Source organism: Rhizobium sp. TH2 (assembly GCF_024707525.1).
Classification (GTDB): Bacteria; Pseudomonadota; Alphaproteobacteria; order Rhizobiales; family Rhizobiaceae; genus Rhizobium_E.
This window is the reverse complement of sequence record NZ_CP062231.1, coordinates 5017583-5032745: the sequence shown is the minus strand read 5'-3', so window position 1 is coordinate 5032745 and position 15163 is coordinate 5017583. Positions and strand designations below refer to the sequence as shown.

Here is a 15163-nt window from a genome sequence, read left to right as displayed (position 1 = left end):
AGCCAGGAGGGCTCGGCGATCAGGTGATGTGATTCGATCTGTGGTGCCGGCTCTCTTCCCTTGAACTCGAGAGCAGGAGAGCGCCCAGGTGATCAGAGACCTAGCAGCCGGTCCGCGAATTCTGCTTCGGCGGCTGAGGGAACTCACGGCCGAGCCGCTCGAGCCGCAGGACCGCCTCGACCGCATCGTGATGCAGATCGCCCGCAACATGGTAGCCGAGGTCTGCTCGGTCTATGTGCTGCGCGCCGATGGCGTTCTCGAACTCTACGCCACCGAAGGCCTGAACAAGGAATCGGTCCACCTTGCCCAGTTGAAGATGGGCGAAGGCCTCGTCGGTACGATCGCCGCATCGGCTCAGCCGCTCAATCTCTCTGACGCGCAAAGCCATCCGGCCTTCGCCTACCTGCCGGAGACGGGTGAAGAACTCTTCCATTCATTCCTCGGCGTGCCGATCCTGCGCGCCGGCCGCTCGCTCGGCGTTCTCGTCGTGCAGAACCGCGCCCAGCGCCATTATTCCGACGATGAGGTCGAGGCGCTTGAGACCGTCTCCATGGTGCTCGCTGAAATGGTTGCGAGCGGCGATCTCAAGAAGCTCACCAAACCCGGTCAGGAACTCGACCTCACGCGCCCGATCACGGTCGATGGCGAGTCCTATGCCGACGGCATCGGGCTCGGCTATGTCGTGCTGCACGATCCGCGCGTGGTCGTCACCAACCTGCTGAACGATGACGTCGATCTTGAGATCAGCAGGCTGTCGGAGGCGCTCGGGTCGCTGCGCATCCAGCTCGACGACATGCTGTCGCGCCGCGAAGTGTCGATGGAGGGCGAGCACCGCGCGGTGCTCGAAGCCTACCGGATGTTCGCCCATGACCGGGGCTGGGTCCGCAAGCTCGAAGAGGCGATCCGCAACGGCCTGACGGCGGAAGCCGCCGTCGAGCGGGTGCAGAGCGAGACGCGCGCCCGGATGATGCGGCTGACCGACCCCTATCTCCGCGAGCGGATGCATGATTTCGACGACCTCGCCAACCGGCTGCTCAGGCAGCTTGCTGGCTTCGGCGCGCATGCGGCGGCGGATGCGTTCCCCAACGATGCGATCGTCATCGCACGAGCGATGGGTGCCGCCGAACTGCTCGATTATCCGCGCGCCAACCTTCGCGGCCTGGTACTGGAAGAGGGCGCCGTCACCAGCCATGTGGTGATCGTCGCCCGCGCCATGGGCATTCCTGTCGTCGGCAACGCCGAGGGAGTCGCGGCTCTCACCGAAAAAGGCGACGCTATCGTCATCGATGGCGAGGACGGCAAAGTGCATCTGCGGCCTGCGCAGGACGTGCAGCGGGCCTATGAGGAAAAAGCGCGTTTCCGAGCCCGCCGCCAGGAACAGTTCCGCGCGCTCCGCTCGGTCGAGCCCGTGACGCGCGACGGACAGCGCATCAGCCTCAACATGAATGCCGGCCTGCTGGTCGACCTGCCGCAGCTCACGGAGGCAGGTGCCGAGGGTATCGGCCTGTTCCGCACCGAGCTGCAATTCATGATCGCCTCGACCATGCCGAAAGGCGAGGAACAGGAAGCCTTCTATCGCAGCGTCATCAAGCAGGCCGCCGGCCGGCCGGTGACGTTCCGGACGCTCGATATCGGGTCCGACAAAGTGGTGCCCTATTTCCAGGCAATCAAGGAAGAGAACCCGGCGCTCGGCTGGCGTGCGATCCGGCTGGCGCTCGATCGGCCGGGGCTGATCCGCACCCAACTCAGGGCGCTTCTCAAGGCCGCCGCCGGGGCGGACCTGCGCGTCATGATCCCGATGGTGACGGAGGTCGAGGAGCTTCGGCTGGCGCGGGCGCTGCTCCAGAAGGAAGTTCAGCACCTCTCGAAATTCGGCCATCCTCTGCCCAAGCGGCTGCAATATGGCGCGATGCTGGAAGTGCCGTCGCTGCTGTGGCAGCTCGACGAGCTGATGATGGAAGCAGACTTCGTGTCCGTTGGATCGAACGACCTCTTCCAGTTCACAATGGCTGTCGATCGCGGCAATGCGCGGGTTGCCGAGCGGTTCGACATTCTCGGCCGGCCGTTCCTCAGGCTGCTGCGCGATATAGTGCGCGCCGGAAAGCGCAACAACACGCCGGTGACGCTGTGCGGTGAGATGGCGGGCAAGCCGCTGTCGGCGATGGCGCTTCTCGGACTGGGCTTCCGCTCCGTCTCCATGTCGCCGGCCTCGATCGGTCCGGTCAAGGCCATGCTGCTCGGTCTGGATGCGACGGCGCTCGCCACCATGATGGACGAGGCGCTCGACAGCACCGCGCCCGGCGTGCCGATGCGCGAAATGCTCAAGCGTTTCGCCGAGACCAACAACATCCCGCTTTAGCAAGAGACATCCGTGGCACAGCTTCCCCTCGAAAAAATGCAGGAGCTTGAGCGCCGTTTCGCGGAAGTCGAAGCGCGCATGTCGGCTGGTCCGGCGGCAGACATCTATGTCAAGCTGGCCGGCGAATATGCGGAGCTGCAGCCGGTCGTCGCCAAGATTTCGAGCTACATGAAGGCTGTCGAGGAACTCGCCGGCTTGCGCAGCCTGCTCGCCGATTCCGGCACCGACAGGGAGATGCGCGAACTCGCGAGCCTGGAACTGCCCGAGATCGAGGAACGAATCGAGGGCTTGGAGAAGGATCTCTTGATCGCGCTGCTGCCCAAGGATGCGGCCGACGAGCGAAGCGCCATCCTGGAGATCCGCGCCGGCACCGGCGGCAACGAGGCGGCACTCTTTGCCGGCGATCTTTTCCGCATGTATGAACGCTATGCGTCCAATCATGGTTGGAAGGTCGAGGTCGTCTCCGAGAGCGAAGGCGAGGCCGGCGGCTACAAGGAAATCATTGCAGAGGTTTCCGGGCGCGGTGTGTTCTCGAAGCTGAAATTCGAATCCGGCGTACATCGCGTGCAGCGCGTGCCGGCCACTGAATCCCAGGGCCGTATCCATACGTCGGCGGCGACCGTGGCAGTGCTGCCGCAGGCCGAGGATATCGACATCGAGATCAAGGCGGAGGATATCCGGATCGACACGATGCGGTCTTCCGGCGCGGGTGGCCAGCACGTCAACACCACCGATTCCGCCGTCCGCATCACCCATCTGCCCACCGGCGTCGTGGTGACCAGTTCCGAGAAGTCACAGCACCAGAATCGCGCCAAGGCGATGCAGGTCCTGCGCTCGCGGCTGTTCGACATGGAACGCCAGAAGCTCGATAGCGCGCGTTCCGCCGACCGCAAGTCGCAGGTCGGTTCCGGCGATCGTTCGGAGCGTATCAGGACCTATAATTTCCCGCAGGGGCGGCTGACCGACCACCGTATCAACCTCACGCTCTATTCGCTCGACCGCATCATCACCGGCGAGATCGACGAGGTAGTGGATGCACTGATCGCGGATTACCAGGCATCCGAACTGGCAAGGCTGGGACAGGTCGAGGGATGACGACCCTCAACGAGATGATGGCGCATATCCGCAACTGCTTCCTGGTGGCGGGTTCGGAGGATCCGATGGCGGAGGCGCGTATCATCGTTGGCGGATTGCTGAGGCTCGAGCGCAGCGATTTCATCACGCGGGGCGAGGAACACCTGGCGCTGGAGGACGAGGCCCGTATCCACGAAGCGGTGGGCCGTCGCACACGCGGCGAGCCACCCTACCGGATTCTCGGAAGCCGACCGTTCTATGGGCTCGAACTGAAGCTTTCCAAGGGCACGCTGGAGCCGCGTCCCGACACCGAGATCCTCGTCGAGACGGTGCTGGATCTGGTGAAGCACAAGCGGCAACAGCCCCTCCAGATTCTCGATCTCGGAACCGGCACCGGCGCGATCTGCCTGGCGCTGCTGGCGGAATTGCCCAATGCCGTCGGCACCGGTGCCGATCTCTCCGCCGACGCCCTGGCGACCGCTTGCGAAAACGCAGCGATCAATGGCCTCGCGGCCCGGTTCACCGCGATCGAGAGCCGCTGGTTCGGCAATATTTCAGGTCGCTATGATGTAATCGTCTCCAATCCTCCCTACATCAGGTCGAGCGTGATCCCGACGCTGGACAGGATGGTGCGTGAGCATGATCCGCTTCTGGCGCTCGATGGTGGCGAGGATGGGCTGGATGCCTATCGCGATATCGCGGCCGGCGCCCGGCCATTTCTCAATGCCGGCGGGATCATTGCTGTGGAAACCGGCTTCGACCAGCGTGAAGACGTTGGCAAAGTCTTTGAGAATGAGGGCTTTTTGCGCCTCAAGGCAGTGAAGGACTATGCCGGGAACGACCGGGTGCAGGCCTTCAGTGCAAAAAACTGACAGTTTCGCCCAAAAGAAGCTATTTTCTCGTGTCACAGCGATAAAAGGGCTTGGAATCACGGACGAAGCGGTCTAGGTTCCAAGCCAAGCACCGGGCGGCATTCCCAGAATTAAGAATTCTATGACGGATTGCCGGGCTTTGGGAGATCTCAAAACAAATTGCCGGTTTTAAACGGTCCTGGTGCGGGACTCTGGATTTTAGGATTAGATTCCGGGATCAGCGGTGTCCGGTGACATGCTTGCCGGGTTCTGGCTTGCCAGAACTTCGAGCGGGTTTGTGTCCGGGGGCCGCGAATGAGAGCCGGAAATTCTCGGGTGAATGATTGATGAGGCCTGGACAACAGAAGCAGCGTGGCCGCGGCCGTAACAACAGCGGTGGCGGAAGCAGTAACAATAATAGCAGTAACAACAATAATCAGCGCAAAGGGCAGAATCCGCTGACCAGAACTTATGACAGTTCCGGTCCAGACGTGAAGATTCGCGGCACCGCGCAGCATATCGCCGAAAAATACATGAATCTGGCCCGTGACGCGACAAGCTCCGGCGACCGCGTCATGGCGGAAAATTACCTCCAGCATGCCGAGCACTATAACCGCATCATCGCGGCGGCTCAGGCGATGTTCCAGGAGCGTTACCAGCGCGACGACCGTCCCGAATACAGCGGTGAGCGCGGCGATCAGGGCGATCAAGGTGATCAGGGTGATCGCGGCGAGATGAACGATCGTGGTGAAATGAACGATCGCGACGAACGTGACGAGGACGACAACAACGAGGGCCAGCAGCCTTCCGAGTCCGGGAACTACAATCGTCAGCCCGACAATCGTGAGCGTCAGAACGACAACCGCAATCGCGACCGCCAGTCGGATAACCGCGATCGCGACCGTCAGTCTGACAGTCGCGACCGGCAGCCCGAGAACAACAATCGGCAGTCCGACAACCGCAATCGCCAGCCGGTCGTCACCGAACAGCCGGTGATCATCGACCAGTCGACGCCGCAGCCGGTGTTCGACGAAACGCCGGCGGAAGTGCAGATCGAGCAGGAAGCCGCGGCCGGTGAACAGCCCGCTACCGGGACCCGCCGCCGCAGCAATGCCGGCCGTCCGCGCCGCACCCCGCGCCAGCCGCGTGGCGAGGCCCCGGCCACCGAGGCACCAGTCGAGCCGGTGGAAGAGCCGGCCGAGTAAATGGGCTTGGTTCATTGGTGAAAACGGATGGCCGCCTCAGGGCGGCCTTTCCATTTGGCCCATAGAAAAAGCGCCGCGCGGGATTTCCCGACGCGGCGCTTTTCGTTCAATCGGATGGATCAGGCCGCCAGCGCTTCCTGGTCCTGGAACATCTTGGCGAGGTTGAGGAAGCAGATCATGCCGCCTTCGCGGGCGATGATGCCGTCCGTATAGCCCTTGTCGAAGGATGTGGTGATTTCCGGCGCCGGCTGCACTTCGGAACCCTTGATCGTCAGGATGTCGGAGACGCGATCGACCAGCATGCCGATGATCATGTTCTTGACTTCGGTGACGACGATGGCGCTGCGCTCGTTGGCGGCGGTCGACGGCATGCCGAGCTTGTAGGCGAGGTCGATGATCGGGATCACGGTGCCGCGCAAGTTCATCACGCCGATCACTTCCTTCGGCGCGTGCGGGATGGGCGTGGACGGCGCCCAGCCGCGGATTTCGCGGATCGTCGTGGTCTTGACGCAGAATTCCTGGTCGTGGAGGCGAAACGCGATGATTTCGAGCGTATCGGATTCGAAGATCGCCGTTGAATTCGGGTTGGTCAACTGAAGTCCCCTCAGCTATCAGCAGGACCGCATTTCGCGTGGTCTGCTCGTGTGTTTCCGGCAAAGTGTAAAGAAGCTTCGTTAATTTCCTTTAAATCGCGGGACCCACCCAGACGCAAAAATCCCGACGCAAGCGCCGGGATTGGTAACAATTCGCTCTCGGTCCCGATATCAGTACCGGACGACAACCTTCGTCCGGGGCGCACGGACGCGTACCACGGCCGGACCGTAATCCGGCGGGCAATCGTCGATGAACTTGCGACCGTATTCGTCCTTGTAATAGCACTGGCCCGGCTGGGAGGCGACCGCGCCGAGAACGCCGCCGATGGCAGCACCAATTGCCGCGCTGCGGACATTGTTGCCGAGCACGCCACCGATCACGGCACCGGTTGCCGCGCCTAGCGTGGCGCCGCGTTCGGTCTGGGTGCAGCCGGCAAGCGTGAGCCCGGCCAGAATGACTGCGACTGCTTTAAACATCAATTTTCAACTCCGTTAGTGTGAACCACCGGATCCTGTCGTGGCCGTGCAATGCAGGCCAGCAGGCGGCAGGGCCGGGGATTCGCGGCCGTGTTGTGCCAATTATGGATGAAAAAGGTTTAAAATGTGAAAGCGCGCTTCAAGCAACCCTGCGGCATGTCAGCGCGACAAATCTCGGGCTTCGGAACGACTGTCTCAGGAATGCGCCAGTTCAACTCCCCAAGCGGGGTGTCGCTTGTAACTCTTCTTGGCAAAACCCCGGATCGGAGTCAGCTTAGGCTTCGGGAATTGCACGGAATAGGGAGGAAAAGGCATGACGAAGGTGTCGATGACGGTCAACGGCCGCAAGCTGAGCGGCGATTGCGATGATCGCACGCTGCTGGTGAATTTCATCCGCGAGAATCTCAATCTCACTGGAACGCATGTCGGCTGCGACACCACCCAGTGTGGCGCCTGCGTGATTCATATGGATGGCCGCTCAGTGAAGAGCTGCACGATCCTCGCGGTCCAGGCGAGCGGCTCCGAACTTACCACGATCGAAGGTCTGGCGCGCGATGGCGAACTGCATCCGGTGCAGGCGGCGTTTCATGAACATCACGGCCTGCAATGCGGCTTCTGCACACCAGGCATGGTGATGGCATCGGTCGACATGATCCGCCGGCATGGCGGTTCACTCGACGAGAAGACCGTCCGCCACGAACTCGAAGGCAATATCTGTCGTTGCACCGGCTACCACAACATCGTCAAGGCGGTGTTGAGCGCGGCGGAGAATATGAGCGCCAAGCAGGCAGCTGAATAGCATCCAATCCCGGGAGGAGACGACAGATGGGCATCGAAGGCATTGGAGCGCGCGTGGCGCGTAAGGAAGACAAGAGATTTCTTACCGGCAAGGGCCGGTACACCGACGACATGACGGTTCCGGGCATGAAATATGCCTTCTTCATTCGCAGTCCCCATGCGCATGCCAGGATCAGGAGCCTTAACATATCCGCCGCGCTCGATATGCCGGGCGTGATCGGCGTGCTGGATGGCAAGCAGATGCAGGCCGATGGCATCGGCAATCTGATCTGCGGCTGGATGATCCATTCCAAGGATGGCTCGCCGATGAATATGGGTCCGTGGCGGCCCTTGGCGGTGGATACGGTGCGTTATGTCGGCGATGCCGTGGCGATCGTGGTCGCCGACAGCATGGAGGAAGCCCGGGATGCGGCGGAGAAGGTCGAGATCGACTATGAACCGCTCGGCGCCGTCACCGAGGCCGTCGATGCCCTGAAGCCCGGCGCGCCGCAGGTGCATGACAATGCTCCCGGCAATCTGATCTTCGACTGGGAGATCGGCGATGGCGGTGCGGCGGATGCAGCGATCGCAAGTGCCGCCCATGTCACCGAAATCAAGATCCACAACAACCGCCTGTCGCCAAATCCTATGGAGCCGCGCGCCGCCCTCGGCATCTATGACGAGGCGGAGGATCACTATACCTGCTACACCACTTCGCAGAACCCGCATGTGGCGCGGCTGGTGATGAGCGCCTTCTACAATGTCGCGCCGGAAAACAAGCTGCGGGTCATCGCACCCGATGTCGGCGGCGGCTTCGGCTCGAAGATCTACATCTATCCGGAAGAGATCACCTGTCTCTGGGCATCCAAGAAAACCGGCGTGCCGGTGAAGTGGACCTCCGACCGCACCGAGGCTTTCCTGACCGATGCGCATGGCCGTGACCATGTCTCGACCGTCAAGATGGCATTCGATTCAAACAACCGCATCACCGCACTCAAGGTCGATACGATCGCCAATCTCGGCGCCTACATGTCGCTCTTCTCCTCGGCGGTGCCTACCTATCTCTACGCGACGCTGCTCTCAGGCCAGTATGCGATCCCGGCCATCCACGCCAATGTGCGCACGGTCTACACCAATACCGTGCCGGTGGACGCCTATCGCGGCGCCGGCCGGCCGGAAGCCACCTACCTTCTCGAACGCACGATGGAGACTGCAGCGCGCGAACTCGGGATATCACCCGCCGAATTGCGCAAGACCAACTTCATCCGGACCTTCTCCTATCAGACGCCTGTGATAATGGCCTATGACGCCGGCGACTACGAAGCCTCGCTCAATGCCGCGATGGCCGCGGCCGATTGGAACGGCTTTGCCGGACGCAAGGCGGCGTCCAAGGCCAATGGCAAGCTGCGCGGCATCGGCATGAGCTGTTACATCGAGGCCTGCGGCATCGCGCCGTCCGCCGCGGTCGGCTCGCTTGGCGCCGGCGTCGGCCTTTGGGAATCGGCTGAGGTGCGGGTCAATGCGGTTGGCACGATCGAGGTGCTGACCGGCTCCCACAGCCACGGCCAGGGCCATGAGACGACTTTTGCTCAGCTCGTGTCCGACCGGTTCGGCGTGCCGATCTCCTCGGTCAACATCGTCCATGGCGACACCGACAAGGTCCAGATGGGCATGGGCACCTATGGCTCGCGCTCCGGCGCAGTCGGCATGTCGGCCATCGTCAAGGCGCTCGACAAGGTCGAGGCCAAGGCCAAGAAGATCGCAGCCCATCTGATGGAGGCCGACGAGGCCGACATCGAGATCAAGGACGGCGAACTGGTGGTCGCGGGCACCGACAAGAAGCTGCCCTGGTTCCAGGTCGCACTCGCCGCCTATACCGCGCACAACCTGCCATCGGGCATGGAGCCGGGGCTGAAGGAGGGCGCTTTCTACGATCCGTCCAACTTCACCTTCCCGGCCGGTTGCTATATCGCGGAGGTCGAGGTCGATCCGGAAACCGGCACGACCGAGATCACGCAGTTCGTCGCGGCGGACGATTTCGGCAATATCATCAACCCGATGATCGTCGAGGGCCAGGTGCATGGCGGCATCGCCCAGGGCATCGGCCAGGCGCTGCTCGAAGGCGTCCGGTACAGCGCGGACGGCCAGCTTCTGACCGCAAGCTACATGGATTATGCCATGCCGCGCGCCGACGACCTGCCATCGTTCAACCTGTCGCATCAGAACACGCCCTGCCCAAGCAATCCGCTCGGCATCAAGGGCTGCGGCGAGGCGGGCGCGATCGGTTCGCCCCCAGCTTTGATCAACGCGATCACCGATGCGATCGGCAACAACACGCTCACCATGCCCGCGACCCCTGAAAAGGTCTGGGCGCTCGTCAACGCCTGAGGAGGAAGCCATGTACAATACGAATTATCATCGCGCTTCATCCGTCGGGGAAGCCACGTCACTATTCAGCCAGTCGGGCGAGGCTAAGTATCTGGCCGGCGGCATGACGCTGATCGCCACCATGAAACAGCGGCTTGCCTCGCCCGCCGATCTCGTCGATATCCGGCATATCGCCGACATCAAGGGCGTCGAGGTCAACGGGTCGCGTATTCGAATCGGTGCGGGCACCACGCATTTCGACGTATCGGCCTCGCAGCCGTTGCGCCAGGCATGCCGGGCGATCACCGAGCTTGCCGGCATGATCGGCGATCCGCATGTCCGGCATATGGGCACGATGGGCGGATCGGTCGCGAACAATGATCCGGCCGCTGATTATCCGGCGGCCGTGCTGGCGCTCAACGCGACGATCCATACCAACAAGCGGACGATCGCGGCCGACGATTTCTTTGCCGGCATGTTCGAAACGGCGCTGGAGGATGGCGAGATCATCACTGCCTTCGAGTTCGAGGCACCCGCCAAAGCCGGATATGAGAAGTTCCGCAACCCGGCCTCACGCTATGCGATGACCGGCGTCTTCGTGGCAAAGAGCGCCAGCGGCGATGTCCGTGTCGCGGTCACCGGGGCTGGTTCCGATGGCGTCTTCCGCCATCATGGAATGGAAGAAGCACTGAAGGCAAACTGGTCGCCGGATGCGGTCGCCTCGCAAAGCGTCGATCCCAGCGACATGCTGTCGGATATTCACGGCTCGTCGGAATATCGCGCCAACCTGGTCAAGGTCATGGCCAAGCGCGCGGTCACTGTTGCCGGTTGATGCGCCAAATCTGGTTGCTTCCGGCCCGTCTTGATCGATATCAAGACGGGCCTTTCTCGTTTAAGATAGCAAAGGTTCCACTACCACCCGAAAAAGTGATGCGCCATACCGCCGCGGAATATCCGAATCCTCATCGCAGGGGTTGACGATTGGAATGATTCAAAACAAAACGGATGGCGAATATCTGGAGCGAATGATGAATTTCGAAGCCTTTTTCAAGGATGCGCTGGACGGCCTGCACGAAGAAGGCCGCTACCGTGTCTTTGCCGATCTCGAGCGTCAGGCAGGCAACTTCCCGAAGGCGACCCGCTACACCGAAAACGGCGAGCAAGAGGTCACCGTCTGGTGTTCCAACGACTATCTCGGCATGGGCCAGCATCCCAAGGTGATCGCGGCCATGAAGCATGCGATCGAGACCTGTGGCGCTGGCGCGGGCGGTACCCGCAACATTTCGGGCACCAACCATTACCATGTGCTGCTTGAGCGCGAGCTCGCCGACCTGCATGGCAAGGAAGCGGCCCTGCTGTTCAATTCCGGCTACATGTCCAACTGGGCGACACTCGGCACGCTCTGTTCGAAGATCCCTGGCGTCATCGTGTTCTCTGACGCCGGGAACCACGCTTCGATGATCGAGGGCATCCGCCATTCGAAATGCGAGCGAGTGATCTTCAAGCATAACGATCTCAACGATCTCTCCGCGAAGCTCGCTGCTGCGGACCCCAAGGCACCGAAGATCATCGCCTTCGAATCCGTCTATTCGATGGATGGCGATATCGCGCCGATCAAGGAAATCTGCGATCTCGCCGACCAGTATGGCGCGATGACCTATCTCGACGAAGTTCACGCCGTCGGCCTCTATGGCCCGCGCGGCGGCGGCATTGCCGAGCGCGACGGCCAGATGCATCGCCTGACGGTGATCGAAGGCACGCTGGGCAAGGCGTTCGGCGTCATGGGCGGCTATATCACGGCGTCCGCCGCACTGGTCGATTTCATCCGCTCTTTCGCCTCGGGTTTCATCTTCACGACTTCGCTGCCGCCGGCAATCGCGGCCGGCGCGCTGGCATCGATCCAGCACCTCAAGATCAGCCCGTTCGAGCGGGCACGGCATCAGGACCGCGTCCGCAAGCTGCGCGCGGCGCTCGATCGGGCCGGCATTCCGCATCTCGACAATCCGAGCCATATCGTGCCCGTGATGGTCAAGGATGCGGCCAAGTGCAAATGGATCTCGGACCTGCTACTGGACAATTGCGGCATCTACGTTCAGCCGATCAATTACCCGACGGTGCCGAAGAAGACCGAGCGCCTCCGCATCACGCCGGCGCCGTATCATTCGGATGCCGATATCGAGCATCTGGTTGGCTCGCTTGCCCAGCTGTGGGCACGTTGCGCGCTGGCCCGCGCCGTGGCGTGACCCTTATCGCTCTCTGACTTCGATGAAGCCGCCTCCGGGCGGCTTTTCATGCGGCGGCGCTTGTACCAATGAGGCCGCTTGCAAGCCTCCGCGCCTCGCCATCGGCGGCGAACACGTCATCCATCGAGGATGCCGACGGTGTGGCGGCCATCCGGTCCATGACCGATTCCGTGATGTCGGCCATTTCAAGGAAGCCGATGCGGCCATCGATGAATGCTTCGAGCGCCACTTCCTTGGCGGCATTGAGCACCGCACCCTGCAATCCGCCGCGCTCCATGGCGAGCCGGGCAAGCCTGAGCGCCGGAAATCTGTCCTCGTCGGGGGCTTCGAAATCGAGCCGCGCGAGCTTGGTGAAATCGAGCCGCTCGACATTGAGTGTGGGCCGCGTCGGGAAGGACAGCGCATAGCCGATCGCGGTGCGCATATCCGGGCAGCCGAGCTGGGCGAGCACCGACCCGTCAGCATAACCGACCATCGAATGGATGACGGATTGCGGATGGACGATGACCTCGATCTGCTCCGGCCGAACGTCGAACAGGTGTTTGGCCTCGATCATCTCCAGCGCCTTGTTGAACATCGAGGCGGAATCGATCGAGATCTTCAGGCCCATCGACCAGTTGGGATGGGCGCGTGCCGTCGCCGCCGTCACATTCGCCATCGCCTCGCGGGTCCAGGTGCGGAACGGGCCGCCCGATGCGGTCAGGATGATCCGCTCCAGCGCGTGGCGATGATGCTCGTTGAGGACCTGGAAGATCGCGTTGTGCTCGCTGTCCACCGGGATCAGCGTGCCGCCGCCATCCTCGACCGCCCGGATGAACAGGTCGCCGGCGGAGACCAGGCACTCCTTGTTGGCGAGCGCGATATTGGCGCCGCGCTTGGCGGCGGCCAGCGTGGGCGCAAGCCCCGCCGTGCCGACGATCGCCGCCATGACCAGCGATGCGTCGCCGTCCGCTGCTTCCGCCAAGCCGCTGCGACCGGCCGCAGCCTCGATGCCGGTGCCGGAAAGCGCCTGCTTGAGATCGTGATACCGGCTTTCATCGGCGGTGACCGCCAGCCGGGCGTGGGTCTGTCGCGCCTGGCTTGCCAGCAGTTCGATATTGCCGTTGCCGGACAGCGCATCGACTACATAGCCCTCACCGAGCTGGCCGATGACGTCGATCGTGCTGACGCCGATCGAACCGGTCGATCCGAGAATGGTGATGCGGTTGGTCATGCCAAGCTTACCGAGCGATTCCTCATGTCCCTCTAACTACAGAGTCTTGAGGATGTGGGCAAGAAAGACCGGTCAGCCGCCATCCAGCGTCAGCAACGGCCCATAGAGTTCCGGCCGCCGGTCGCGGAACAGACCCCAGGCCCGGCGTTGCGCTTCGATGGCATCGAGGTCGAAGGTGGCGGTGAGAATTGTCTCGTCCGTGCGGTTGGCCTCGACCACTTTGGCGCCCGTGGAATCGGCGATGAAGGACGAGCCGTAGAAAGTGATCTCCGTGCCGTGGCGGCCGGGCTCGGCTCCGATCCGGTTGGAGGCAACGAGCGGCACGAGGTTGGAGGCGGCGCTGCCCTGCATGGCGCGCTGCCAATGGCCGGAGGAGTCGATCGAGGCATCCTGCGGCTCGGTGCCGATTGCTGTCGGGTAGAAGAGAATCTCCGCGCCCTTGAGCGCCATGGCGCGGGCGGCTTCGGGAAACCACTGGTCCCAGCAGATGCCGACGCCGATCGTGGCGAATCTGGTCTGCCAGGCGCGGAAGCCGGTATCGCCCGGCGAGAAATAGAACTTTTCCGTATAACCCGGGCCATCGGGAATGTGGCTCTTGCGGTAATTGCCGAGCACCTTGCCGCCGGCATCGACGATCGCCACCGAATTGAAGAAGGCCTTACCCGCCTTCTCGAAATAGCTGACTGGCAGGACCACATCGAGCTCCTCGGCGAGCCGGGCGAAACGTGCGACCAGCGGATTGCCGTCGAACGGATGAGCATGGGTGAAGAACTCGGCATCCTGGTCCTGGCAGAAATAGGGTGTGGCGAAGAGTTCCTGGATGAGGATGATTTTAGCGCCGCGTCCCGCTGCTTCGCGTATCAATGCCTCGGCGCGTTTGAGATTGCCCTCGATATCCCAGCTGCAGGCCATCTGTGTGGCGGCGATTGTCACGTTGCGCATGTCTGGAACCCTTTCGCGTATGGCGCCATGCTACCGGCGATCTGCGGTGAAAATCAACGCCATTTCCAGCGGTTAGACAGCATCCGTAACTGCTGATATCATCATTGTCACTTGATAATGGCAGATAGAGGATCCGCGTGAACCTTCCCGACTTTCTATGTATCGGCGCCCAGAAGGCAGGCACAAGCTGGCTTTACAAGGTGCTGCAGGAACATCCGCAAATCTTCATGCCGCCGATCAAGGAATTGCACTTCTTCGACCGGATCGGAACCGACGATCTGAAGCTGAGACACCGGCATCAACAACTGGCGCGCAAGGCCGTCGCCAGGGAAGAGCGCAAAGGGGACGCCGCCAACCGGAACCTCATCCGCTATCTGGAACGTGTCGTCGCCCACGATAAGGTTTCGCTCGACTGGTACCGGGAGGCGTTCTCCTGGCCGGTGGCGGAGGGGGTGCGCAAGGGCGATATCACGCCCGGCTATCTGGAGATTTCCGAAGCCGAAGTCGTCTATGCCAGGGAACTGCTCGGTGCAGCCAAGCTGATCCTGATCGTCCGCCGTCCGCTCGATCGCGAACTCTCCCAAATCAGGATGCTGGCACAGCGCGACTACGGAACCAAGGTGCCGACGAACGATGGCGAATGGATGCGCCTGTACAGGCGGATGAGGAAGCACGAAGACCGGGGCGCTTACAGCCAGGGCATTCCGCTCTGGCAGTCCCATTTCGGCAAGGAGAACCTGTTGATCCTGCCCTATGGCGAGATGCGGGCCGATCCCCGGGGTTTCCTGGCAAAGATCGAGGATTTCCTCGGCATAGAGCGGCTGGAGACATACCAATACCTGACCGCCGAGGTGCATGCCACGCAGAAGCTGGAAATACCCGAAGGGGTCGTCGCCCGCGCCACACAAAAGACGGCGGCGGAAGACGCCTATCTGAAATCCGCATTGGGCGAGGCGTTTTTCGAGCGGACGCGCTAGAGCGTTTCATTGTTAAATGGAAGCAGTTCTGCCGGAGCAGGTTTTCGTCAGGACCAAGGCGGCGGGCGAGCGTCGTACCCTTAGG

13 protein-coding genes are annotated in these 15163 nt (G+C 62.1%); 9 read left to right on the top strand and 4 right to left on the bottom strand.

Features of this window, described 5'->3' with window-relative positions; translation table 11 throughout:
- The first annotated feature begins 91 nt into the window (after positions 1–91).
- The 4 genes from ptsP to IHQ71_RS24580 all read left to right on the top strand — a co-directional run bounded on the left by ptsP (position 92) and on the right by IHQ71_RS24580 (position 5489).
- The gene (ptsP, locus tag IHQ71_RS24595) at positions 92–2359 is read left to right on the top strand and encodes a phosphoenolpyruvate--protein phosphotransferase (RefSeq protein WP_258162943.1); all 2268 of its coding nucleotides are present in this window, start codon (positions 92–94) and stop codon (positions 2357–2359) included.
- Between the two features lie 12 nt (positions 2360–2371).
- On the top strand, positions 2372–3454 hold the full coding sequence (gene prfA, locus IHQ71_RS24590) for a peptide chain release factor 1 (RefSeq protein ID WP_258159031.1): 1083 nt from the start codon (positions 2372–2374) through the stop codon (positions 3452–3454).
- Positions 3451–4305, top strand: coding sequence for a peptide chain release factor N(5)-glutamine methyltransferase (gene prmC / locus IHQ71_RS24585; protein WP_258159030.1), 855 nt, complete (start codon positions 3451–3453; stop codon positions 4303–4305). Before prfA ends, prmC begins: the two co-directional genes overlap by 4 nt.
- Before the next feature lie 326 nt (positions 4306–4631).
- A complete protein-coding gene (locus IHQ71_RS24580) occupies positions 4632–5489 on the top strand; it encodes a DUF4167 domain-containing protein (RefSeq protein ID WP_258159029.1) in 858 nt (285 codons plus the stop codon).
- A 119-nt stretch (positions 5490–5608) separates the two neighbouring features.
- On the opposite strand, the gene IHQ71_RS24575 is transcribed toward IHQ71_RS24580, so the two are convergent.
- On the bottom strand, positions 5609–6082 hold the full coding sequence (locus IHQ71_RS24575) for a chemotaxis protein CheW (RefSeq protein WP_258159028.1): 474 nt from the start codon (positions 6080–6082) through the stop codon (positions 5609–5611).
- A gap of 171 nt (positions 6083–6253) precedes the next feature.
- Complete coding sequence (locus tag IHQ71_RS24570) at positions 6254–6559, bottom strand: complement resistance protein TraT (protein WP_258159027.1); 306 nt, start codon at positions 6557–6559, stop codon at positions 6254–6256.
- Positions 6560–6872: 313 nt separating this feature from the next.
- Here IHQ71_RS24570 and IHQ71_RS24565 point away from each other — a divergent pair, with 313 nt between their 5' ends.
- From IHQ71_RS24565 to hemA, 4 genes are all read left to right on the top strand, one after another.
- A complete protein-coding gene (locus tag IHQ71_RS24565; protein WP_258159026.1) occupies positions 6873–7358 on the top strand; it encodes a (2Fe-2S)-binding protein in 486 nt (161 codons plus the stop codon).
- Positions 7359–7384: 26 nt separating this feature from the next.
- Positions 7385–9724, top strand: coding sequence for a xanthine dehydrogenase family protein molybdopterin-binding subunit (locus IHQ71_RS24560; protein WP_258159025.1), 2340 nt, complete (start codon positions 7385–7387; stop codon positions 9722–9724).
- A 10-nt stretch (positions 9725–9734) separates the two neighbouring features.
- Complete coding sequence (locus IHQ71_RS24555; RefSeq protein WP_258159024.1) at positions 9735–10535, top strand: xanthine dehydrogenase family protein subunit M; 801 nt, start codon at positions 9735–9737, stop codon at positions 10533–10535.
- Between the two features lie 196 nt (positions 10536–10731).
- Positions 10732–11946 (top strand): 5-aminolevulinate synthase, encoded by a 1215-nt coding sequence (hemA, locus tag IHQ71_RS24550; RefSeq protein ID WP_258162942.1) that lies wholly within the window; start codon positions 10732–10734, stop codon positions 11944–11946.
- A gap of 46 nt (positions 11947–11992) precedes the next feature.
- Here the strand turns inward: hemA and dxr are convergent, their stop codons facing one another.
- Together dxr and aguB are read right to left on the bottom strand one after the other, a co-directional pair.
- Complete coding sequence (dxr, locus tag IHQ71_RS24545; RefSeq protein ID WP_258159023.1) at positions 11993–13159, bottom strand: 1-deoxy-D-xylulose-5-phosphate reductoisomerase; 1167 nt, start codon at positions 13157–13159, stop codon at positions 11993–11995.
- A gap of 72 nt (positions 13160–13231) precedes the next feature.
- A complete protein-coding gene (gene aguB, locus IHQ71_RS24540) occupies positions 13232–14101 on the bottom strand; it encodes an N-carbamoylputrescine amidase (protein ID WP_258159022.1) in 870 nt (289 codons plus the stop codon).
- Between the two features lie 137 nt (positions 14102–14238).
- Here aguB and IHQ71_RS24535 point away from each other — a divergent pair, with 137 nt between their 5' ends.
- Positions 14239–15078: a sulfotransferase gene (locus IHQ71_RS24535; RefSeq protein WP_258159021.1), complete on the top strand. Its 840-nt coding sequence runs from the start codon at positions 14239–14241 to the stop codon at positions 15076–15078.
- Positions 15079–15163: the final 85 nt, after the last annotated feature.

What these genes read in the sequence shown, in the direction of transcription:
- aguB (WP_258159022.1), bottom strand. Translation starts at nt 14,101, where the DNA reads ATGCGCAACGTGACAATCGCCGCCACACAGATGGCCTGCAGCTGGGAT.
- IHQ71_RS24570 (WP_258159027.1), bottom strand. Translation starts at nt 6,559, where the DNA reads ATGTTTAAAGCAGTCGCAGTCATTCTGGCCGGGCTCACGCTTGCCGGC.
- IHQ71_RS24565 (WP_258159026.1), top strand. Translation starts at nt 6,873, where the DNA reads ATGACGAAGGTGTCGATGACGGTCAACGGCCGCAAGCTGAGCGGCGAT.
- IHQ71_RS24560 (WP_258159025.1), top strand. Translation starts at nt 7,385, where the DNA reads ATGGGCATCGAAGGCATTGGAGCGCGCGTGGCGCGTAAGGAAGACAAG.
- prmC (WP_258159030.1), top strand. Translation starts at nt 3,451, where the DNA reads ATGACGACCCTCAACGAGATGATGGCGCATATCCGCAACTGCTTCCTG.
- IHQ71_RS24555 (WP_258159024.1), top strand. Translation starts at nt 9,735, where the DNA reads ATGTACAATACGAATTATCATCGCGCTTCATCCGTCGGGGAAGCCACG.
- hemA (WP_258162942.1), top strand. Translation starts at nt 10,732, where the DNA reads ATGAATTTCGAAGCCTTTTTCAAGGATGCGCTGGACGGCCTGCACGAA.
- IHQ71_RS24580 (WP_258159029.1), top strand. Translation starts at nt 4,632, where the DNA reads ATGAGGCCTGGACAACAGAAGCAGCGTGGCCGCGGCCGTAACAACAGC.
- dxr (WP_258159023.1), bottom strand. Translation starts at nt 13,159, where the DNA reads ATGACCAACCGCATCACCATTCTCGGATCGACCGGTTCGATCGGCGTC.